The organism is Flavobacterium sp. RSB2_4_14 (assembly GCF_051547085.1).
GTDB lineage: Bacteria > Bacteroidota > Bacteroidia > Flavobacteriales > Flavobacteriaceae > Flavobacterium.
Genome location: NZ_JBPTTL010000005.1, coordinates 68,852 through 91,893, shown reverse-complemented (window position 1 = coordinate 91,893; position 23,042 = coordinate 68,852). Strand labels below are relative to the sequence as shown.

17 protein-coding genes and 1 other RNA gene are annotated in these 23,042 nt (G+C 31.9%); 8 read left to right on the top strand and 10 right to left on the bottom strand.

The window, feature by feature from the left end; all coding sequences use genetic code 11:
* Positions 1 to 22: 22 nt before the first annotated feature.
* Positions 23 to 1,072, bottom strand: a complete 1,050-nt coding sequence (locus tag ACSVH2_RS10340) for a VPS10 domain-containing protein (protein WP_438093102.1) — start codon at positions 1,070 to 1,072, stop codon at positions 23 to 25.
* A 122-nt stretch (positions 1,073 to 1,194) separates the two neighbouring features.
* Here ACSVH2_RS10340 and ACSVH2_RS10335 point away from each other — a divergent pair, with 122 nt between their 5' ends.
* Both ACSVH2_RS10335 and ACSVH2_RS10330 read left to right on the top strand, forming a co-directional pair.
* A complete protein-coding gene (locus ACSVH2_RS10335) occupies positions 1,195 to 2,490 on the top strand; it encodes a hypothetical protein (protein ID WP_438093101.1) in 1,296 nt (431 codons plus the stop codon).
* A gap of 139 nt (positions 2,491 to 2,629) precedes the next feature.
* On the top strand, positions 2,630 to 4,609 hold the full coding sequence (locus ACSVH2_RS10330; RefSeq protein WP_438093100.1) for a KUP/HAK/KT family potassium transporter: 1,980 nt from the start codon (positions 2,630 to 2,632) through the stop codon (positions 4,607 to 4,609).
* Here ACSVH2_RS10330 and ACSVH2_RS10325 read toward each other — a convergent pair.
* Positions 4,599 to 5,771: a poly(ethylene terephthalate) hydrolase family protein gene (locus ACSVH2_RS10325; RefSeq protein WP_438093099.1), complete on the bottom strand. Its 1,173-nt coding sequence runs from the start codon at positions 5,769 to 5,771 to the stop codon at positions 4,599 to 4,601. The genes ACSVH2_RS10330 and ACSVH2_RS10325 overlap by 11 nt on opposite strands.
* Positions 5,772 to 5,892: 121 nt before the next feature.
* Here ACSVH2_RS10325 and ACSVH2_RS10320 point away from each other — a divergent pair, with 121 nt between their 5' ends.
* The 3 genes from ACSVH2_RS10320 (at position 5,893) to ACSVH2_RS10310 (ending at position 10,605) form a co-directional block, all read left to right on the top strand.
* Positions 5,893 to 7,113: an RsmB/NOP family class I SAM-dependent RNA methyltransferase gene (locus ACSVH2_RS10320; RefSeq protein WP_438093193.1), complete on the top strand. Its 1,221-nt coding sequence runs from the start codon at positions 5,893 to 5,895 to the stop codon at positions 7,111 to 7,113.
* Between the two features lie 8 nt (positions 7,114 to 7,121).
* Complete coding sequence (locus ACSVH2_RS10315; RefSeq protein ID WP_438093098.1) at positions 7,122 to 8,198, top strand: endonuclease; 1,077 nt, start codon at positions 7,122 to 7,124, stop codon at positions 8,196 to 8,198.
* A 181-nt stretch (positions 8,199 to 8,379) separates the two neighbouring features.
* The gene (locus ACSVH2_RS10310; RefSeq protein ID WP_438093097.1) at positions 8,380 to 10,605 is read left to right on the top strand and encodes a DUF349 domain-containing protein; all 2,226 of its coding nucleotides are present in this window, start codon (positions 8,380 to 8,382) and stop codon (positions 10,603 to 10,605) included.
* Between the two features lie 32 nt (positions 10,606 to 10,637).
* Here the strand turns inward: ACSVH2_RS10310 and ACSVH2_RS10305 are convergent, their stop codons facing one another.
* Complete coding sequence (locus ACSVH2_RS10305; RefSeq protein ID WP_438093096.1) at positions 10,638 to 11,564, bottom strand: aspartate carbamoyltransferase catalytic subunit; 927 nt, start codon at positions 11,562 to 11,564, stop codon at positions 10,638 to 10,640.
* Positions 11,565 to 11,642: 78 nt separating this feature from the next.
* The gene (pyrR, locus tag ACSVH2_RS10300; RefSeq protein WP_438093095.1) at positions 11,643 to 12,176 is read right to left on the bottom strand and encodes a bifunctional pyr operon transcriptional regulator/uracil phosphoribosyltransferase PyrR; all 534 of its coding nucleotides are present in this window, start codon (positions 12,174 to 12,176) and stop codon (positions 11,643 to 11,645) included.
* A gap of 248 nt (positions 12,177 to 12,424) precedes the next feature.
* Between pyrR and ACSVH2_RS10295 the strand changes: the two genes are divergently transcribed.
* On the top strand, positions 12,425 to 14,644 hold the full coding sequence (locus ACSVH2_RS10295; RefSeq protein ID WP_438093094.1) for a S41 family peptidase: 2,220 nt from the start codon (positions 12,425 to 12,427) through the stop codon (positions 14,642 to 14,644).
* 52 nt (positions 14,645 to 14,696) lie between these two features.
* On the opposite strand, the gene ACSVH2_RS10290 is transcribed toward ACSVH2_RS10295, so the two are convergent.
* Positions 14,697 to 16,316 carry an ABC-F family ATP-binding cassette domain-containing protein gene (locus ACSVH2_RS10290; RefSeq protein ID WP_438093093.1) on the bottom strand — a complete coding sequence of 540 codons (1,620 nt, stop codon included), beginning with the start codon at positions 16,314 to 16,316 and terminating at the stop codon, positions 14,697 to 14,699.
* 150 nt (positions 16,317 to 16,466) lie between these two features.
* On the opposite strand from ACSVH2_RS10290, the gene ACSVH2_RS10285 reads away from it, so the two are divergent.
* On the top strand, positions 16,467 to 17,876 hold the full coding sequence (locus ACSVH2_RS10285) for a TlpA family protein disulfide reductase (RefSeq protein ID WP_438093092.1): 1,410 nt from the start codon (positions 16,467 to 16,469) through the stop codon (positions 17,874 to 17,876).
* A gap of 81 nt (positions 17,877 to 17,957) precedes the next feature.
* Here ACSVH2_RS10285 and fsa read toward each other — a convergent pair whose 3' ends face one another.
* The 4 genes from fsa to ffs all read right to left on the bottom strand — a co-directional run bounded on the left by fsa (position 17,958) and on the right by ffs (position 20,686).
* Positions 17,958 to 18,614, bottom strand: a complete 657-nt coding sequence (gene fsa / locus ACSVH2_RS10280) for a fructose-6-phosphate aldolase (RefSeq protein ID WP_438093091.1) — start codon at positions 18,612 to 18,614, stop codon at positions 17,958 to 17,960.
* Positions 18,615 to 18,654: 40 nt separating this feature from the next.
* A complete protein-coding gene (locus tag ACSVH2_RS10275; RefSeq protein WP_438093090.1) occupies positions 18,655 to 19,458 on the bottom strand; it encodes an SDR family oxidoreductase in 804 nt (267 codons plus the stop codon).
* An 82-nt stretch (positions 19,459 to 19,540) separates the two neighbouring features.
* Entirely contained in the window at positions 19,541 to 20,539 is a 999-nt protein-coding gene (locus ACSVH2_RS10270; RefSeq protein ID WP_438093089.1) for an enolase C-terminal domain-like protein, read from the bottom strand.
* A 49-nt stretch (positions 20,540 to 20,588) separates the two neighbouring features.
* Positions 20,589 to 20,686, bottom strand: an RNA gene (gene ffs, locus ACSVH2_RS10265) — signal recognition particle sRNA small type.
* A gap of 85 nt (positions 20,687 to 20,771) precedes the next feature.
* Here ffs and ACSVH2_RS10260 point away from each other — a divergent pair.
* On the top strand, positions 20,772 to 21,821 hold the full coding sequence (locus ACSVH2_RS10260) for a glutaminyl-peptide cyclotransferase (protein ID WP_438093088.1): 1,050 nt from the start codon (positions 20,772 to 20,774) through the stop codon (positions 21,819 to 21,821).
* A gap of 30 nt (positions 21,822 to 21,851) precedes the next feature.
* On the opposite strand, the gene ACSVH2_RS10255 is transcribed toward ACSVH2_RS10260, so the two are convergent.
* Positions 21,852 to 23,033 carry an acetate/propionate family kinase gene (locus ACSVH2_RS10255; protein ID WP_438093087.1) on the bottom strand — a complete coding sequence of 394 codons (1,182 nt, stop codon included), beginning with the start codon at positions 23,031 to 23,033 and terminating at the stop codon, positions 21,852 to 21,854.
* Positions 23,034 to 23,042: the final 9 nt, after the last annotated feature.

The window sequence follows — 23,042 nt, the reverse complement described above, 5'->3', positions numbered from 1 at the left end:
AAAAGAGCCAATGGCTCTTTTTTTATTTGAATTCAATTCTTATAATTTTGTCCTTTCCAGCCGCAAAAGCTGTTGTTTTATTTATAAATCGTATCGTGTATAATGTTTTATCTGTTGAGAATTGTTTCCACGATTTTCCAGAGTCTGAGGAATAATACAACCCGGAAGTTCCAACAGAAACTAATTGTTTCCCATCAGAATTTGGCACAAACTGAATACAAGAAGCATAACCAAATCCTGTTTTTTCTCCAATTAATTTCCACGTTTTTCCTCCGTCGATTGTCATTGCTTTGTTTTGAAAATTCTGTTCTTGAACTTCATAATTTCCACCAGCAATAACTCCAATTTTCTTATCATAAAAATCGGCAGTAAAAATTCCTGTCATCGTTTTACCTTGAACAATAGGTGTTTCGAAAACTTCCCACGTCTTTCCATTGTCAGGAGAATAAAAAACCCTTGATTTTTTACCACCAGAAACTACCCAAGTTTTATCCTTCTTTATCACAATATTGGTATTACTGGCAGCAAAAGCCGCTTCACCTTCCATAACTTTGGGCAATTTATCACACGAGATTTTATTCCAAGTTGTGCCACCATCGCGGGTAATCAAAATACTAATACAATTTTCTATTGGATCACCTATAACAATTCCCTCTTGGTCATTCCAAAAATTCATGCTATCATAAAATACTTTTTCATGATTTTCGGTATACACTTTTTTCAAACTCAAATCAGATTTATCAATTTGAAAAATAAACGCTGGATTTCCAATATTTGTTATAAAAATAAATTTAGAATTTTGAGCAATACTTCTGAACTCTAACTTCAAACTATCATTTTGAATTTGCTTTTGAAATTTTTCTCCAGTACTAAAATTATAATACCCAAAACGACTGTTTTTACTAGCATACCACAATTTATCTTTATCAATCAATAGCGCTCTAATACTAATTTTATCGTTTAAAATAGTATCAATTTTTATAGATTGAAAAGTAATATTACTGGTTTGAGACACCAAGTTATAACTTTTGAAAAGTGCAAAAAGGGCAAATAATAAATATATATATTTCATTGTTTTTGTTAAAAAGTAGTACAATATACAAAATTTAACTAGGGAAATGTTAGTCTTGAAAATCCGTGGCACAATAATTGGATATTCTGTTGAAAAGAATTTTAACCCTAAATATATTTAGTATGAAAACAAAAAAATCAATGTTATTACTACTAGCTGTAGTAAGCATTACCACTGGATTTGCTCAAGACCGAACTACGGTAAGTGCCCAAAATTCTGATATAAGTGATAACTTAGATTTGAGAGCTGTTGCATCCATTTTTGGAGACTCGAGAGATTTAGGGGATTTTGAAAGAAGATTAAACGACCCAAAACTTCAAATTTCTAATTTGGATTTAAATCGAGATAATCAAGTTGATTATTTACGTGTAATTGAAAGTATTGAAGGAAACGCCCATTTAATTGTGATACAATCTGTTCTAGGAAGAGACCAATTTCAAGATGTAGCCACAGTTGAAGTAGAAAGAGATCGATTTAACAGGGTTCAAGTGCAAGTTGTTGGAGACGTTTATATGTATGGTAATAATTATATTTACGAACCTGTTTATGCCTACACACCTGTTATTTATAATTCATTTTGGGTAGGAAATTATACTCCTTACTGTTCGTCTTGGTATTGGGGATTTTATCCAAGTTATTTTTACTATTGGTCACCATTTCCAATTTTCAGATACCAAACTAATATTGGATATTGCATCAATAATTACCACCACTATAATTATGTGAACTACAGAAGATGTGAAGTTGCCTATAATTCATACAGAGGAAGAAGAGGAAATGCTTATGAAAATAGATATCCAAATCGCTCCTTTAATCACCGTAATCAAAACTATGAAAACCGATACGAATTAGATAATAGTAGAAGAAATCAAACAGCTTATACGAATACTCGAAATTATGCCAACAATACTATTTCAATAAGAGGAAATTCAAATCCAAGGACTGAAACACAAAGTATAGGAACACCAAGAAATTACAATGCCAATAATAATGTTAGAGGAAATTCTAATCCGAGAACTGAAACACAAAGTATTGAAACACCTAGAAATTTCAATGCCAATAATAATGTTAGAGGAAATTCAAATCCAAGAACTGATACACAAAGTATTGGAACACCAAGAAATTACAATGCCAATAATAATGTTAGAGGAAATTCTAATCCGAGAAGTGTAAATCAACAAAATGAAACTACTAGTAACACTATTCGAAACAATAATCCAAGAATAGTTGCATATGAAGGAAATCCGTCAAGAGCTAATTCAAATTCAAGATCAGAAAGAACAAGAAATACAGAAACTCCAAGAGATAATAATTACAGGAATACGCCTTCAAGAAATTCTAGCTCAGGAGAATATTCGAACCAAAGAATGAAAACCGATAGAACAGAAGGTAATGCCAGAGGAAACAAAAGAGGATAGTATAAATAAAAAGAAAAAAACCATAGGAAGCGCCACAAATTGTGGTGCTTTTTTTTTGTAGTAAAGCAAAAAAATAATGTTCTAAAAAAATAATCATTTTAAAAAAACAGTACATTTGTATCCTTTTTAACTTCTATTCATGAGCGCTCACAATCATCAGCTTCACAGCAAACTTACCACTGGCGGATTACTTGTTACATTAGGGATTATTTACGGTGATATTGGAACTTCTCCACTATATGTTATGAAAGCTATCCTTGGAATTCACGCCATTTCACGAGATATTGTTTTAGGTGGAATTTCATGTATCTTTTGGACGCTAACATTACAAACTACGCTCAAATACGTAATCATTACACTAAGCGCAGATAATCACGGTGAAGGAGGAATTTTTGCCTTATTTGCTCTAGTCAAAAGAACCAAAATAAAATGGTTAATTGTTCCCGCTATAATTGGTGGAAGTGCTCTGCTTGCTGATGGGATAATAACACCTCCTATTTCAGTATCTTCAGCTGTTGAAGGACTCCGAAATTTTAATCCTGAAATAAATACGATACCCATTGTAATTGGAATTTTGATAGCATTATTTACCATACAACAATTTGGCTCCAAACTAGTTGGTAGATTTTTTGCCCCAATGATGTTAGTTTGGTTTACCATGCTAGGTGCGCTTGGCACCATACAAATTATGTCGGATTTTAGTGTTTTTCACGCTATCAATCCTTATTATGCTTATGAATTATTGCAAATTCATCCAGAAGGTTTTTTTGTTCTTGGTGCTGTATTCCTTTGTACAACTGGAGCAGAAGCTTTGTATTCAGACATGGGACATTGTGGTAGAAAAAATATAAGAGTGAGTTGGATATTTGTAAAAGCGATGCTTTTATTAAACTATTTTGGTCAAGGTGCTTATTTGATTAATCATGAAGGAAAAACTTTAGCAGAACTTGGTGGAAAAGCCGGAAATCCTTTCTATTTAATAATGGCTGATTGGTTTCTTCCTATTGGAATTGTAATTGCTACAATGGCTGCTGTGATTGCTTCTCAAGCTCTGATTAGTGGCTCTTTTACATTGATAAATGAAGCAATGCGTTTAAATTTTTGGCCAAAAGTAAAAATTAAATATCCTACTGAAGTTAAAGGACAATTGTATATTCCTTCTATTAACTGGTTACTTTTATTGGGATGTATTGGTATTGTTTTGTATTTCAAAGAATCGTCTAACATGGAGCATGCCTATGGTTTGGCCATTGTTTTATGTATGATAATGACAACCGTTTTACTCAACTTTTACTTGATTTTGAAAAGAGTAAAACTATATTTTATTGTCCCTTTAATAACATTATATTTAGCTATTGAATTTAGTTTTTTATATGCTAACATCGTGAAATTTTTCCATGGTGGTTTTGTAACATTAATAATTGCAACTGGATTAATAGGCATCATGGCAACTTGGTATTTAGCCAAACAAATTAGTAAAAACTATACTAAAATTGTTAAAATTGACGATTATAAAAAAGTACTTTCTGAGTTGAGTGTCGATTTGTCTATTCCAAAATATGCTACTCATTTGGTTTATATGACTAACTCCAACCGTTCAGATGAAATTGAAGAGAAAGTAATGTATTCTATTTTACAAAAAAGACCTAAACGAGCTGATATTTATTGGTTCATTCATGTTAATGTGCTTAACGAACCATACAAAAAAGAATATAAAGTTACAGAAATCATGAAAGATGATTTGTTCAGAATAGATTTCTATCTTGGATTTAGAGAGCCAACAAAAATTAATTTGATGTTCAAAGAAGTATTGAAAGATATGGTTAAAAATGGCGAAGTAGATATTACCAGTCGTTATGAATCATTAAACAAAAACAATATCATTGGTGATTTCAAAGTAGTATTATCTGAAAAATTCTTATCAAATGATAGTGATTTGACTTTCTTTGAAAAAGTGGTTATGAATACTTATTTCCTTATCAAAAAATTCAGTTTGTCCGAAGAAAAAGGATTTGGTTTGGATAGTAGTTCAGTTAAAATTGAGCAATTCCCGTTAGTACTTCATGCACCAGAAAACATTGAGATGCATAGAATTAGAGGCGATAGAACTATTTTATAAACTTTCCATTAACTGTTCCATTATTATTCTGAATAACATAGGAATAAATACCATTTGTTAAATTGGAGGTTGCAATCAAAATTTCACAAGTAAAATTTTGGTCAATCACAACTTTACCCGAAATATCATAAATGGTGATATGATACTTCTCTCCTACTTTACCAGAAATGGTGATATAATCTTTAACCGGATTGGGATATACTTTTATTTCATTAGAAAAAGTTACATCATCAACATTCAAACTAGAACATTGGGAACAATTTTTTTGAAAAGTAATGGCACTATCTGATGTAATTAGTGTGTCAAAAGCGTTTCCTTGATTACAATTTCCTTTCAATTGATAATCCAACCATGGCAGCAAATAGGAATTAATAGTATTGTGTTGCGTAGCTCTTGTAATCGTGGGTTGTGGCGAGCAAGACGACTCTCCAACGCCACAGAAAAAGTTACTATTTGCCATTTGACAGTGACTTCCGCCAATAATACTGATTAAAGTTTTACACGAACTAGCCAATGCATTATACATAGGGATTTGGTTTGTATTAGGAGGAGTAACACAGTCATTTACTCCAGCGAAAACTAAAGAAGGAATGGAAACACTTGCAGCTGCTTGAATAGCTGATGGATTTGTTTCAGCAGGAGCAAAATTTATAATAGTTTTAATATTTGAATTTAGTTGTGCTGCCAAAAAAGAAGCGCCACCACCCATACTATGTCCCATAACCGCATTCATAGTACTTATTCTATTAAAAAAAATAGAATTAGAATTATTTCCTAATACAGTCATTTGCTCGATTACAAAAGATAAATCTTTACCAAATTCAAGATGTGAGGGTGAAAGTGACCCTTCTGTTTTTGGAAAAACCATGATATAGCCATTTGGCACTAAAAAATTCCAATAGTTTTGATAAGCATCCCATGTCATCACAAAACCATGTCCGAAACTCAAAACAGGAAAAGAAACCATACTTGCAGTGGTTATAGGAACATTATCTCCTGCAACATCTGAAGGATAATATATTTCGGTAGCAACAACTCTATTGTTTCTTGATGTATCTATAAAATTTACAGTGGTATGACCTATTTGAAAAGGTTGAGCAAAACCAATAGGAGCTACAAATAGAAATAAGAATAAGACAATTGGAATTTGTAAAGTTTTCATTTTAAGTGAACTATTAGAATACCAAATATAGATAATAAAAACAGTATTCTATTTTAGCTTGTTAAATTTAAGTTTGGATAACAAAAAAGCAATATCTTTGCACGCTTATTTTTTTTACACCATGCGATTACATCGAAACCTTGTTTACACCACCATCGACTCTTTAAATGCTATTTTCAATGAAGGAGAATATGCCGATAAAGTAGTAGCTCGAGCTTTGAAAAAAGACAAACGTTGGGGAAGTTCCGATAGAAAATTTGTTGCCGAAACTATTTATGAAATTGTTCGTTGGAAAAGACTTTACATGGAAATTGCCGATGTAAAAGAACCTTTTAATCGTGATCATTTATGGAGATTATTTGCTGTTTGGGCCGTATTAAGAGGTTATCCTATTCCAGATTGGAGACAACTTGAAGGCACTCCAGAACGCAAAATAAAAGGTCGCTTTGATGAATTATCCAAAATCAGAAAAATGCGTGAGTCTATTCCAGATTGGATGGACGAATTAGGTGTTAAAGAATTGGGTGAAGAAATTTGGACAAAAGAAATAGCCGCTCAAAATAAACAAGCGCAAGTTATTCTTCGGGTGAATACTTTAAAAACCACCAAAGAACAACTTCGAGCCATTTTAATGGATTTAAACATTGAAACCGAGTATTTAAAAGATCAACCTGATGCTTTAGTTCTCAAAGAAAGAGCCAATGTGTTTCTTACTGATGCTTTCAAAGAAGGTTTTTTTGAAGTGCAAGACGCTTCTTCACAATTAGTCGCTGCTTTTCTTGATGTGCAACCTGGAATGAGAGTAGTTGATACTTGTGCTGGTGCTGGTGGAAAAACATTACACATGGCATCGTTAATGCAAAACAAAGGCCAATTAATTGCAATGGATTTGTATGAAAGCAAATTAAAACAATTAAAACTAAGAGCCAAGAGAAACGGTGCTTTCAATATTGAATACAGAATTATTGATACGACTAAGGTTATCAAAAAACTTCACGAAAAAGCCGACAGAGTTCTTATTGATGCGCCTTGTAGTGGATTAGGCGTTTTAAAAAGAAATCCTGATGCAAAATGGAAATTGCAACCTGAATTCATCGAAAATATTAAAAAAGTACAAGCTGAAGTTTTAGAAAATTACTCTAAAATAGTAAAGCCTGGAGGGAAATTAGTCTATGCAACTTGTTCCGTATTACCTTCTGAAAATCAAGAACAAATCAAACGTTTTTTGAATACCGAAACCGGAAAATCATTTACTTTTATAAAAGACACAAAAATATTAGCCCAAGACACTGGTTTTGACGGCTTTTATATGGCATTATTAGAACGAAAAATTAACAATTAAAATATAAAATGAAAAAAATATTTACATTTCTATTATTCTTAAACCTAGCTATTGTTTTCTCCCAAGCTGGTGCACCTGCTAGTCCATATTACAATGGCTTTAACTGGACATTAACGGGTACCAATTTAAAGAATGCATTGGCAACAAAAATCATAAATACACATACCAATTTTTTGACTTATACGCCAGGAGTTTGGAATGCTTTAAAAATAACTGATTTAGATCCTGCGAATAGCGCCAATGTCCTTTTGGTATATGGTTGGGAAAATGGAACAGATGCTGATGCAACAAATGATCGTTCAAGAAATAAAGATGCAAACAGCGGAAATAATGGAGATTGGAATAGAGAACACATATTTGCACAAGCTCTAGGAAATCCTTCATTAGGACAAGATGGTCCAGGTGCTGATGCACACATGTTAAGAGCTTGTGATGTGCAAAGGAATAGTAATAGAGGAAATAAACTATACGCAGCCGGAACAGGAAATTCAGGTGATGTTGGTGCTTTTTGGTATCCAGGAGATGAATGGAAAGGTGATGTTGCTAGGATTATAATGTATATGTATTTGCATTATGGAGACCAATGTCTTCCAACTTTTGTTGCTGCTGGAACTACAGCCACAAGTGATTCAAATATGGTCAATATTTTACTGCAATGGAATGCAGAAGATCCAGTTTCTCAATATGAAGACAATAGAAATACCTACTTAGTCAATGCTTTCAACACCAATGGTCAAGGAAATAGAAATCCGTTTATCGATAATCCTTATTTAGCGACAGTTATTTGGGGTGGACCAATTGCACAAAACAGATGGCCTACCGTTTTCCTAGAAAACCCAACTTATGATTATGAAAACAGCATATCAGTTTACCCAAATCCATCCAATGATATAGTAAATATTCAATCCGATATTGAAGTTGAAGAAATAGCTATTATTACCATCAATGGTCAAGTTTTACAACAAATAAAAAAGCCGAATTTTGAAAATAACACCTACTCTATCAGTAACTTGCCAAAAGGTTTTTACTTTTTAAAAGTATCATCAAACAATTATACAACAACAAAAAAAGTGTTGATAAACTAAATTTAATAACTTCATTTTTACAAAAAAACTCTGTTGCAAGTCAACGGAGTTTTTTGTTTATAATCCAAAATGATTCTTTATTATCTTCAAAAATGTAGAGAAAACGTTGATTCTCTTTGAATTTTAGTGCTTCTTTACTATCTTTCGCCCTCAAAATGTGTAACCCTTAAACATTTACAAAATGTTAGAAGAAAAGAATGATAACCTGCAAGATGCAGATGGAAACGTAGTTAACGAGTCTATAGAATTGACATCAGCCGAAAATGAAGAAACTGTAGTCGAAATTCAAGATGAAAATCCTGCAATTGTAGCAGAAGAAGAAACTGTTCAAGAGGTAGAAACCTCATTAGAGGAAACAGAAACAGTTGAAGAAATAGAAACTCCATCAGAAAAAGTTGTTGCTATTTTAACAGAAGAACTTACCGAAGACGAGATTGAATTAGCTGCCGAAAAAAGAGAATTGGTAGAGGAAACTGTTGAAGATATTGTCGAAACCGAAGATCCGTCATTAGAAGAAAATACTATTGAATTGACAGCAGAAGAAATAGCTGATGATACTCCAGTTTTAGAAACAAGTGCTAACGAAAATTTGGAGGAAACGGAAAATCAGTCTGTAATTAATGCCATTGAGCAAGTAAATGCTGAAGAAAGTGAAGACGAATCTTTAAAAGAACGTCATGATATTCCAATGTTGGATTATGAAACACTTTCGATGGAAGAACTTGTTGATGAACTAGGTAACTTAGTTATTGCAGAAAAAGTGATGTCTGTTAAAGACCATGTTGAAGAACTAAAAAAATCTTTTTTATCAAAATACCATCATTTTATTGACGAGAAAAAAGAAGAGTTTCATGCAGAAAATCCAGAAACTACTGAAGATTTTCATTATCATTCTCCTTTAAAAGTAAAATTTGATCAGTTATATACACAATATAGAGACAAAAAAAACAATCATTTTAAAAGTCTTCAAAATGATTTAAAAACCAATTTGGAAAACAGATTGGCAATAGTTGAAGAATTAAAAAATCTAATTCACAGTCAAGAAAGTATTCCAGTAACTTTAAAAAAATTCAATGATATTAGAGATCGTTGGAAAGTAGCTGGTCCAATTCCAAAAGATAAATACAATCATGTTTGGAATAATTATCACTTTCACCTAGAAAATTTCTATGACATTCTTCACCTTGATAGAGAGATTAGAGATTTGGATTTCAAACATAATTTAGTTCAAAAGCTCAAAATAATTGAACGTGTTGAGGAATTAACCAAAGAAGAAGATATCAATAAAGCGTTCCGTGAATTACAAGATTTACACCGCATTTGGAAAGAAGAAATTGGACCTGTTTCAAGAGAACAACGAGAAGAAATTTGGAATAGATTTAGTGAATTAACCAAACAAATGCACGACAAACGTGAAGTTTTATTTGAAAAACTTCGTGAAGTTGAAACAACTAATCTTGAAAAGAAGAAAGAACTTATTGCTCAAATTGAAGTTTTGGCTCAAGAAAAAGTGAATTCTCACTCAGCTTGGTTGGCTCAAATTGTAAAAGTTGAAGCCTTACGAAATGAATTTTTCAAAACTGGAAAAGTACCTTCAGAAGTAAATGAAGCAACTTGGACCGCTTTTAAAAATGCCGTTAGGGATTTTAATTCTTTAAAAAATTCTTTCTACAAGGAAATAAAGAAAGACCAAAACGATAATCTTACCAAAAAACAAGCGCTTGTTGCAAAAGCTATTGAACTAAAAGACAGTACCGATTTTGGTGCTACAACGCCATTAATGAAACAAATTCAAGAAGAATGGAAAACTATTGGTCATGTACCAAGAAAATTTTCAGATAAACTTTGGATAGAATTTAGAGCAGCTTGTAATGAATATTTCGAGAAACTAAAAGAGCAAAAGAATGAAGCTAATGCTGAAGAAGTGGAAGCTTTTGAAAAGAAGAAAGAGTATTTAGAATCTATAAAATCTTTTGAACTAGTTGGTGAACATAAAGCCGATTTAGATGCCATCAAAGCCCATATCGAAACATGGAAAAGCTTTGGAAAAGTGCCTTTCGCCAGAAGACATATTGAAGGTAAATTCAATAAAATTTTAGATGCTTTATTTGAAAAATTGAGTTTGAGCAAAAAGGATAATGAAATGGCACGTTACGCCAACAAATTAGACCATTTGGCTGGAACTGATTCTAGAAAATTAGACAACGAAAAAGTGTTCATAATGCGTAGAGTTGAAGAAGCTCAAAGTGAAATTTTCCAATTGGAAAACAACATTCAATTCTTCGCCAGAGCAAAAGCGGACAATCCTATGGTAAAAGAAGTTATGAAAAACATTGAATTGAAAAAAGAAGAATTAGCCACTTGGAAAGAAAAGCTAAAACAACTTAGAAATCTAAAAACAGAATAACTAAAAAGTCCCGACATTTAATCGGGACTTTTTTATTGTTGGATTTTTGAGGCTAAAAGATAAATTACAGCCATTCTAATAGCTACACCGTTTTCTACTTGATCAAGTATAACCGATTGTTGTGAGTCAGCAACATCTGAGGTAATTTCCACACCACGATTTATCGGACCAGGATGCATAATTACAATTTCTTTATTCAAAGAGTTGAGCAATGCTTTGTCTACACCATATTGTTGTGCATATTCTCTTGTGGAAGGAAAATAGTTGATATCCATTCTTTCGTTTTGAACACGAAGCATATTAGCCACATCACACCATTCAAGTGCTTTGCGCAAGTTGGGCTCAACAGTTACACCAAGACTTTCAATATATTTTGGAATTAATGTTTTAGGTCCGCATACTTTTACTTCAGCACCTTGCATTTGAAGTGCATAAATATTTGACAGTGCTACTCTTGAGTGCAAAATATCACCAACAATTACCACTTTCTTTCCTCCTACTTCTCCTAGTTTTTCTTTTATAGAATAACTATCAAGTAACCCTTGTGTTGGGTGTTCGTGTGCGCCGTCACCAGCGTTTATGATACTGGCTTTCACATTTTGTGACAAGAAATAAGCTGCGCCAGGATTAGCATGTCGCATCACCACCATATCCACTTTCATGGAAAGTATATTGTTAACTGTGTCTATTAAAGTTTCGCCCTTTTTAACAGAAGATTGAGCTGCTGAAAAACTTATAACATCTGCCGAAAGTCTTTTTTGAGCCAACTCAAAGGAAAGTTTTGTTCGTGTACTATTTTCAAAAAAGATATTGGCAATAGTTATGTCGCGTAAAGAAGGAACTTTTTTTATCGGACGATTGATGACTTCTTTGAAATGATCTGCCGTTTCGAAAATCAAGTTAATATCTTCCTTTTTAAGATATTTTATTCCTAATAAATGGTTAACTGACAGTTCCAAATTGTTTATAGTTTGTTGTTTATGGTTTGTTGTTTATTGTGATTTTATTCTAAAATCAAAAATCGTTAATCATCATTCTTAAATCAAGTAAACCGCATCTTCTCCATCCTTTTCACTCCAAGATACAATTACTTTTTCATTATTAATTACATCTACTTGTCGTCCACGATAATCGGGCTGAATAGGTAAATGTCGACTAAATCTTCTATCTATTAATACCAAAAGTTCTACTTCTGATGGTCTTCCAAAAGATTGAATAGCAGTCAGTGCGGCATTAATACTTCTTCCAGTGAAAAGAACATCGTCAATAAAAACTACTTTTTTGTCTTCTACCAAAAAGTCGATTTGGGTTTTATTAGCATCTAATTGTTTTTCGCCTCGACGGAAATCATCTCGAAAAAAAGTAATATCTAAAAAACCAAGTTTGACATTTTTTATATGGTATTCGTTTTCCAATATAGCTTTGATACGATTGGCCAAATAAATGCCTCGTGGTTGAATGCCTATTAAAACAGTATTAGAAAAATCGAGGTGTTTTTCGATTAACTGACAAGCCAAACGATGGAGTATGATATTGACTTCTTTGGAAGTGAGCAATACTTTTTGACTCATAGTAGTGTTGTTTGGATTGTAAAAGTAGTATTTTTTATTGAGTGTGTCAAATTAGTTATTGAATTATAGTTTAAAGTCGGGATTGAGTATGTTGCAACAATAATAATTTACACTTTATATTTTACCTTAAAAATGTTAACCAAACTTAAAAAAAATCCTATTTAATTGTTAAATAATAAACAACTCACAAGTCAAATACCCAATTTTGAAATTCTAAAAATAAACTCCATAACAACTAAATTAATTTTATGAAACACCTTCTATTTTTCCTCACTTTATATTGCATCACGTTAACAGCAGTTGGACAAAATGAAACAAAAAACAATCTGCTAAATTTAGATATTGAAAATGTTGAAAGTGGAAAACCCATTGGATGGTCATCTTTTGGAAACGAAAAATATAAAATTGAAGTAGATTCAACCATTGTTCATGGAGGAAAATATTCTTTGTCAATAACAAACACTAGTGATTTGGTTGATTATAGAGCTTGGAGTTTTTCACTTCCGAATAATTACTATGGAAAAAAAATAAAACTGAAGGGTTATCTAAAAACCGAAAATGTCAGTGATGGTTTTGCAAGTTTATGGATGCGAATTGATCCCTCAATAGCTTTCGACAACATGGCCAAACGTAATATAAAAGGAACCAACGATTGGCAAAAATTTGAAATTACACTCAATATGGAACCAGATAATACAGAGCAAATAGTATTTGGAGGTTTACTAATTGGAAAAGGAAAAGTTTGGATTGATGATTTAGAAATAGTTATTGACAATAGTAAAGTTCAAGATTTAAAACCTTATGAAAGAAATAAATATCCAGCCGATTTGGATAAAGAGTTTGTTTCAACATCTAAAATAGAAAATTTCACACCAAATGATTTTCAAATTCAAAATCTTAAAACTTTAGGTTTAGTTTGGGGATTTATGAAATACCATCATCCTAGTATTGCAAATGGAAATTATAATTGGGATTTTGAATTATTCAGGATAACACCCAAAATATTGGAGGTAAAAACTTCTACTGAAAGAGATATTGTTTTGTTAAATTGGATAAAAAAAATTGGAGATGTAAAAGAAGGAAAAACAGAAAAAATAAACCCAAATGAAATAAAAATAATGCCCGATATAGATTGGTTAACCCAAAGCGGATTTTCAACTGAATTACAAAACCAACTTTTAAAAATCAAAAATGCAGACAGAAGCGCTAAACATTACTACATTGATTTTTATCCTAATGTAGGAAATCCTAAATTTGAAAACGAAAGTTCATATTCGAAATTATCATTTCCAGACACCGGTTATAGACTTTTAGCATTATTTCGCTACTGGAATATGATACAATATTTTTTTCCAAACAGAGAGTTAATTGAGGAAGATTGGAAAAATGTATTAGAAGAATTCATCCCAAAAATAGTGATTGCAAAAGACAAAACAGAATATACAGTGACAATGTTAGAATTGATTGCTAGAATACATGATACCCATGCAAATATTTGGGGAGATAATAAAGTTTTGAATGCATATTGGGGTAAAAACTATCCAGCATTTGAAACAAATTTCATAGAAGAACAAGCTGTAGTAACTGATTTTTATGATGATGAACTCGCTAAAAAAAGTAACATACAAATAGGTGATGTTATCATAAAAATTAACGACAAAGAAGTTTCAGATATTGTAAAAGAACGTATAAAGTTTTATCCTGCTTCAAACTATCCTACTAAATTAAGAGATATTGGCCCAGAGTTACTTCGATCAAACGATAGCATACAAAATATTACTTACAAACGTAATAATCAAATATATACTCAAAAAGTAAAATTATTTCCTACTAGTATTGTAAATATTTATAAAAAATACGAACGAATAGATACTAGCTTTTATTTTATTGATAAAGACATAGCCTACATTAATAATGGCAGTATCAAAAGAAAAGAGTTACCAGAAATTTTTAAAAAAATTCAAACTGCAAAAGCTTTAATAATTGATGACAGAAATTATCCTAGCGAATTTGTTCTATTTCAGTTGAGTAATTTTCTACTTCCGAAAAGTACACCATTTGTAAAATTTTCAAAAGGAAGCATTACCCATCCTGGAATATTTACTTACACAAAAACAACTTCTTCAGGCCATAAAAATAAAGACTATTTTAAAGGTAAAGTAATTATTCTTCTCAATGAGACAACACAAAGTTCTGCCGAATATCATGCAATGGCTTATAGAACAGCTCCAAACGCCACCGTAATTGGTTCAACAACCGCTGGAGCTGATGGAAATGTTTCTTCAATAAGATTGCCTGGTGGAATTTCTACGATGATAAGTGGTATTGGAGTTTATTATCCTGATGGAAGAGAAACGCAAAGAATAGGAATTGTTCCTGATATTGAAGTTAAACCAACTATTGAAGGAATAAAAAATGGAAAAGATGAAGTACTCGAAAAGGCGATAGAATTTATTAGAAAAAACTAATTATTACATGTAAAACAAAAAAAACGTCCAAACTTTATTTGGGCGTTTCTATTTAATTATACATTTTCTTTCTCATTTCCTGAATCTTTTCATCATCAAGATATTCATCAAAAGTCATGTATCTATCGATAACTCCGTTTGGTGTGATTTCTAAAACTCTGTTGGCAACCGTTTGTGCAAACTCGTGGTCATGAGTGGTGAACAATACCGAACCTTTAAAGTTTTTCAATGAATTATTAAACGCTGTAATAGATTCCAAATCTAAGTGATTTGTTGGTTCGTCTAACATTAACACATTGGCACGTATCATCATCATTCGAGATAGCATACAACGTACTTTTTCTCCACCAGAAAGTACGGTACATTTTTTCAACGCTTCTTCTCCAGAGAAAATCATTTTTCCTAAGAAACCACGAACATATACTTCATCACGTTCTTCTTCTGTTTTTACAAATTGACGTAACCAATCTACTAAGTTCAAACTTCCATCAGTAAAAAAAGAACTATTGTCATTTGGCAAATAGGATTGTGTGGTTGTAATTCCCCAATCGTAAGTACCAGCATCAGCGGTTTGATTTCCGTTTAAAATTTCATAGAAAGCGGTAGTTGCACGAGAATCCTTTGAAAAGACAACTACTTTGTCGCCTTTTGCCATATTCAAATCTACATTTTTAAACAATACTTCGCCATCAACAGAAGCAGCAAGGTTTTGCACATGAAGAATTTGATCACCAGCTTCTCTTTCGACATCAAAAATAATAGCTGGATATCTTCTACTTGACGGTTTGATTTCGTCTAGATTTAATTTTTCAATCATCTTTTTACGAGAAGTCGCTTGTTTTGATTTGGCCACATTCGCACTAAATCTTCGGATGAATTCCTCTAACTCTGCTTTCTTTTCTTCAGCTTTCTTGTTTTGTTGTGCTTTTTGACGTGCTGCTAATTGGCTAGATTCATACCAAAAAGTATAATTACCAGAGTAATGATTGATTTTAGAAAAATCAATATCAGAGATATGAGTACATACCGAATCTAAAAAGTGTCTATCGTGAGAAACTACGATTACCGTATTTTCATAATTGGCCAAGAAATTCTCTAACCAAGTAATGGTTTCAAAATCCAAGTCATTCGTTGGCTCATCCATTACCAATACATCAGGATTTCCAAAAAGGGCTTGTGCCAAAAGCACACGAACTTTCATTTTTCCTTCCATCTCGCTCATCAAAGTGTAATGCATATCAGCAGAAATACCCAAATTTGAAAGCATAGCACTAGCGTCAGACTCAGCATTCCAACCGTTCATTTCTTCAAACTGTACTTGTAGCTCTCCTATTCTATCTGCATTTTCATCGGTGTAATCAGCATACAAGGCATCCATTTCAGATTTAACGGCAAACAATACTTTGTTTCCCATCATTACTGTTTCTAAAACGGTATGTTCATCAAACATGTTATGATTTTGGTTCAAAACCGACATACGTTTTCCTGGCTCTAAAATTACTCTTCCTGAAGTTGGGTCAATGTCGCCTGCAAGAATTTTCAAAAAAGTTGATTTTCCAGCACCATTTGCACCAATTACACCATAACAATTGCCTTGAGTGAAGGTTGTATTTACTTCGTCGAATAAAATTCTTTTACCAAATTGTACCGATAAATTAGAAACTGTAAGCATGAAATGTATTTTATAAATTTTGGTGCAAAAGTAATGAATAGTGTTCAGTGTTTAGTTAAAAAATGTTCAGTTTTTTAACCCTTTATTTAACTAATGGTTAACAGAATAATCCATTTCATCTGAATATTTTTGTTTATCAATTTCTATTCAATGCATAACCACAGAAATATAAAATTCTTAACTTTAATTATACCCGTTTTATTTCTTTTTTCTTCGTGCAAAGGCGATTTTAAAGGTAGTGATTACGTTGCTTATTTTGGAGGAGAAATTGTAAATCCCAATAGTCAATATGTTTTTTTCTGTAAAGACAATGAAGTAATTGATACTTTAAAATTGGACAAAAACAATCGTTTCTTCATACAGTTCGACTCGTTAGCACCAGGATTATACACTTTCAAACATGAACCAGAATATCAATATGTCTATTTTGATAAAAATGATAGTTTGATGGTTACCATAAATTCAAAAGATTTTGATGGCTCATTAGTTTTTTGTGGACGTGGTGATGAAAAAAATAATTTTTTAATAGAATTGTATTTAAGAAACGAAAAAGACAAGAACAATATGTTTCCTGTTTTTGAATATGGGATTGATAAATTCCAAAAAACAATAGATTCCTCTTATGTAGTAGCTCAAAATTTTTACAAAACAAAAAAAGAAGAAATCAAATGGAATGATGAATTTGATATCCTTGCCAAAAGCTCTGTTGATTTACCCTATTATTCCAAGAAAGAATTGTATCCTTTGATGCACAAAATGAGAACTGGAGAAGATGTTTATGAAAAAATACCGAAAAACTTTTATGACTATCGAAAATCTGTAGACTGCAATAACGCGACACTTTCTACTTATTCTCCCTTTGTAAATTATTTATCCCACATGCTCAATAACATGAGCGCTATCAATTATCACAATCATTTTTCGGAGGTAGATTTGGCTCTTAAAACCAATATTAATAAGTTGAATATAGCTGATACTTTAATTAAAAGTGAAAAGATTAAAAATACAATTTTGAACACCATTGCTTTTCAATACCTTTTAGAAGATCAAAATATTGTAAACAATAATTTATTTATAGATACTTATTATAAATATTCTACCGATAAAAGTTATAAAAATGAAATTTTAAAAATTGGTAATGCCATTCAATTATTGAAACCAAATTATGATTTACCAGTAGTACATTTAGCCGATGCCGAAGGAAATGATATTTTATCAGATAAGGTAATTTCAAAAAATACGGTTATCTTCCTTTGGACAAGTAAAGCCCATTCACATTTTGAAGCAGTGCATAAAAAAGTATTAGACTTTAAAAAGAAATATCCTAATTATCAATTTATTGCCATCAATATCAATGACACTCAAGAGGAATGGAAAAAAATACTATCTAACTATAAATTTGATGGCATAACAGAATTGCGATGTACCAATTTCGAAGATTTAAAAGCGAAATGGGCAATAAATAAAATACATCGCACCATTGTTTTAAATGAAAATGGAAAGATAAAAAACGCCTTTACCAATATATTTGAAGTCAATTTTGAAGACAACTTAAAATAGTCTTTTAGAAGTTTCTTTCATTAAAAAAGTCGATTTTCATTCTGAAAATCGACTTTTTTATATTTACAAAATAGTATGATACTATTGATTTCCTTTTGCGTAATCCGCTAAAAATTGAGCCAATCCTATATCAGTTAAAGGATGTTTTAACAATCCTAAAATTGATGATAATGGACCAGTCATAACATCAGCACCTATTTTTGCGCAATTTACTACGTGCATAGTGTGGCGAATTGAAGCAGCTAAAATTTGAGTTTCAAAAGCATAGTTATCATAAATATCTCGGATTTCTTGGATCAAAGCCAAACCATCTGTTGAAATATCATCCAATCTTCCTAAGAAAGGGGAAACATAAGTAGCGCCAGCTTTGGCAGCTAACAAAGCCTGTCCAGCTGAAAATACTAGCGTCACATTAGTCTTTACTCCTTTATCAGAGAAATATTTACAAGCTTTAATACCTTCTTTTGTCATGGGAAGTTTCACTACGATTTGCTCATGCAAATCAGCTAACTCCTCACCTTCTCTAATCATTCCGTCATAATCAGTAGCAATAACTTCAGCGCTCACATCGCCATCAACAATATTACAAATATCAACGTAGTGTTTTAAAATATTATTTTTTCCTGTGATTCCTTCTTTTGCCATCAATGAAGGGTTTGTTGTAACTCCGTCAAGAACGCCAAGTCCTTGTGCTTCTCTGATTTCGTTTAAATTGGCAGTGTCAATAAAAAATTTCATAGTGTTTGTATATAATGTTGTGTGTTTTAAAAGTGCAAAGTTACAATTTATAATGATTCATCAGCATGCTTTCATAAATTCTATCGGGTAAAATTCTTTTGAGAACGATGGAGAATTTTTGCATAAAAGCACCTACTTTATAATGTAATTTTGGATTTTTATCATTAATGATTTGCAAAATAACCATAGCTAAATCCGTTGGATTTTCACCTGTATGCAAATGTGTATTCATCATGTTTAAAGTATTTTTATAAGGAGTTTCATAAACTGAACCTTCCACTATTGGAGCATGATAACGATGAGCCGCAATATCAGTTGCAAATTCACCAGGAGCAACGTTAACTACATTAACACCAAATGGTTTTACCTCTATACTAATGGCTTCGGTAACTATTTCTAATGCGGATTTCGAAGCTGAATAAACACCTCGATAAGGTAAACCCATATAACCTGCAATGGAAGTGATGTTGATTATCAATCCTGAATTTTGTTTTCTCATTTGAGGCAAAACAGCTTTCATTACTTCTATCGGACCAAAGAAATTAGTCTCAAAATTGTTTCGCATTTCATCCGTTGGCGTTTCTTCAATTGGTCCCGTAATTCCAACTCCTGCATTGTTAATCACAATATCTAATCGTTTTGAAATAGAAATTACTTTTTCAACAGTATGTTTTATACTCTCCACATTTTGAACATCTAATGCCAATAAAGGAAAAATAGAGTTTGTTATTTTATCGGGATTTCTACTCGTTCCATAAACAGTAAACCCTTTGTGAAATAAAAATTCACCAATGGCTTTTCCAATTCCTGATGAACCACCTGTAATTAAGACTACTTTACTCATTAAATTTTAGATTTTATATTTCAAATATTTAGCTATTATATATTTTTTGCTTTTGATAAAGATAAAAAACTTTAGGTTTTATTTAGATTAATTTTATTCCTAATCCATAATTTTCACTCAAAATAATTTTCCCATTCTCTATTTTGCTTCCCGATGCAATATCATTAGCAATTAAATTGGCACCATCCAAATCGGCATAATCACATAATGGAGCTAAAACTGCACCAGCCGAAATTCCTATAGTGGATTCGGTCATGCAACCCATCATAATTTTAAATCCTAATTCTCGAGCAAAGGCAATCATTTCCATAGCTGGTGTCAAACCACCACATTTAACTAACTTAATATTGATACTGCTGTAATGTGGCACTAAATTGTTCAAATCAACTAAATTTTGACAATCTTCATCAGCCATCCAATTAGCAAATCTATTAGCACGTAAAACGGAATAATTGTTGAAACCTATTTCCATTGGTTGCTCCAAATAAGTAAACTTAGCGGTTAACTCATTATTTTCTAACCAAAGGCATTGTTCAGCATCGAAACTTCCATTTGAATCTAGTGCTATATCTTTATTTAATTGTATTAGTTTTACAATATTATTTTCATCAAAATGGTTGCATTTTACTTTAAATTTATTCCAAGTAGATTGTTCTATTTTTTGAATTTGATTTTCAATTGTATCAATGCTAATCGTTATAGAAGATTCTGGAAGCTTTTTATAATTAATTGAATTGATTGTTAAAAAACTTTGTTTTTCCAATTTTCCAAACAAATCCCAATAAGCACAATCGAGAGCAGAACGCAAAAATGACGGCAAATTCAAACTGAGTAAAAAAGTATAAAAATCAGAGGGATAAACTATTTTTTTACTTTCAATTTTAGCTTTTATTTTCTCTAAAATAATTTGAAAATCATTCAAATTGATGTGATAATAATCTATGGAAGTACATTCACCGAAACCTTTTTCATTATTTTTTTCCAGAGTAATGATTAACGCTTCTCTGAAGGTATAATTTCCATAGGCAATGGCAAAGGTTTCTTTGAGTTGGAACTTTACTATTTGCCAAGTTAATTTCATAGAAAGGAATGGGATTAAAAAAAAGAATCCGAAACAAGTTCGGATTAAAAAATGGCAAGCGACCTACATCGCACCGCTCAACCACATACCTTTGCTATGTTCCCATCCTGGAGGATTTTGCAGGAGCTGGTCGTGTAGGACTTGCCGGTGCAAATATACAATCTTTTTATTTTTTTGCAAGAATTTAAGAGCAATATAAATATATTTGTGAGTGAAAAATTAAATCTAACCCATGAGAAATTATAATCTATTAGTAACCATTTTATTAGCATTAAACTTTGCAAGTTGTGGCGTAAGTCAAAAAGATAAAGAAGGATTTTTCAGTTTCGATGAAAACAGTATGAAACCGTTGTATCAGGCAAACGAAAAGGTTGAAATCACTTTATTAAATCAAAAAAACAAAACTATAGATAGTATTATATATTTTGCAAATGACACTAAAGTAAGTGCTGTAAAAGGCAATAGTAAATTTACACTTGATTTAGCTGGAAAGAAATTGGGATATCAAAACATCAAGGCACTTGTTTATTTTGAAGGTGATACTATTTCGATTAAAACAAGAGTGGAAGTTGCCTCGGGAATTGTTCCAAAATTAATGAAGTATACTGTAGTTAATTCCTATCCTCATGATATTGATGCGTTTACAGAAGGTTTTGAGTTTTATCGTGATACTTTAATAGAAAGTACGGGACAAAATGGTAAATCCTATTTTGCTAAAATTGATTACAAAACGGGAAAAGCTTATAAAAAAGTGGCACTTGACCAACAATATTTTGGCGAAGGAATTACAGTTGTCAATAATAAGATTTACCAATTAACTTGGCAAAATGGTGAAGGGTTTATTTATGATGCCAACACTTTAAAGAAAATAAAATCCTTTCCATATGATAAAAAAGTGGAAGGTTGGGGAATGACCAATGATGGCAAAAACATTTACCATTCTGATGGCACAGAAAAGATTTGGACCATGAATCCAGAAACGCAAAAACTAGAAGATTTTGTGAATGTTTATACCAATGACAGCAAAATTAAAAGCGTCAATGAACTGGAATGGATTAACGGTAAAATTTATGGCAACATTTGGCAAAAAGACGCTATTGCTGTTATCAATCCAAAAACTGGAGCTGTAGAAGCAGTATTGGACTTATCCGCTTTACGTGCTAAAGTAACCAATAAAGAAGCCGAAGTTTTAAACGGAATTGCCTATAACAAAGAAACAAATACCATTTTTGTAACTGGTAAAAACTGGAATAAGACTTTTGAAATTAAGGTAACAGAATAATTTTTTAAAGTTATTACTGTTCCTAACAAACTAAGCTAACAACTCATAAACTTGATTGGCAATTTCAATTTCTTCGTTTGTAGGAACAACCAAGATTTTAGTTATTGCATCTGCAATATTGATTTCCATTATTTCTTTTGATTTTTGTTCATTTTTGGCATCGTCTAGAACAATTCCGAAATACTCCATATCAGCACAAACCAACTTTCTCATATTCGCAGAATTCTCTCCAATTCCTGCAGTAAAAACTATGGCGTCTAATCCATTTAAAACGGCAACATAAGAACCAATGAATTTTTTTATTCGATAGGCATTCATTTCAAGAGCCAATTGACATTCGCTGTTTCCGTTTTTGGCATGCTCTTCAATTTCTCGCATATCACTAAAACCGGTAAGACCTAGCATACCACTTTGTTTTTGAAATAGTGTATTGACTTCATCAAGCGTATAACCCAACGTGTTTACCATATAAAAAATCACCGATTGATCCACATCACCGCTTCTAGTTCCCATAATTAATCCATTCATTGGACTAAAACCAAGACTGTGATCAACACTTTTCCCTTCTTTTATTGCGGTAATGCTACAACCGTTTCCTAAATGAATGGTAATGATTTTGGAACTTTTTTCTAAAAATTCGATGGCTTTTTTGGCAACATATTTATGACTTGTGCCATGAAAACCATAAACTCGAATTTTCTTTTCGGTTAAAAGAGAGTTGGGTATGGCATATTTATATGCTTTTTCAGGTATAGTTTGATGAAAAGCCGTATCAAAAACCGCAACTTGCTTAGCAGTAGGAAAAATTTCTTCTGCAACTACAATTCCTTCATAATTAGCAGGATTATGTAAAGGTGCCAATTGAAAAAGTTCTTTAATCTTACTCTTTACTTCCTCATTAATGATTACAGTATTTGAAAATGAACTTCCACCATGAACAACACGATGACCAATGGCTTCAATATCTGAGGTGCTTTTTATAACGCCAACTTTTTCATCTAAGAGTAAATTAACAATTTTTTGAAGTCCAACTTTGTGATTGGAAATAGCTAAAGTTTCCGCAATATCATTAGTTTTAGTTTTATAAGTCAAATTAGAATTTTCTAAACCAATTCTATCAATCATACCCGAACAAAGCACTTCATTGATAGGCATATCAATAATTTGGTATTTAATAGAAGAACTTCCGGAGTTGATGATTACTATTTTCATTTTAAAACT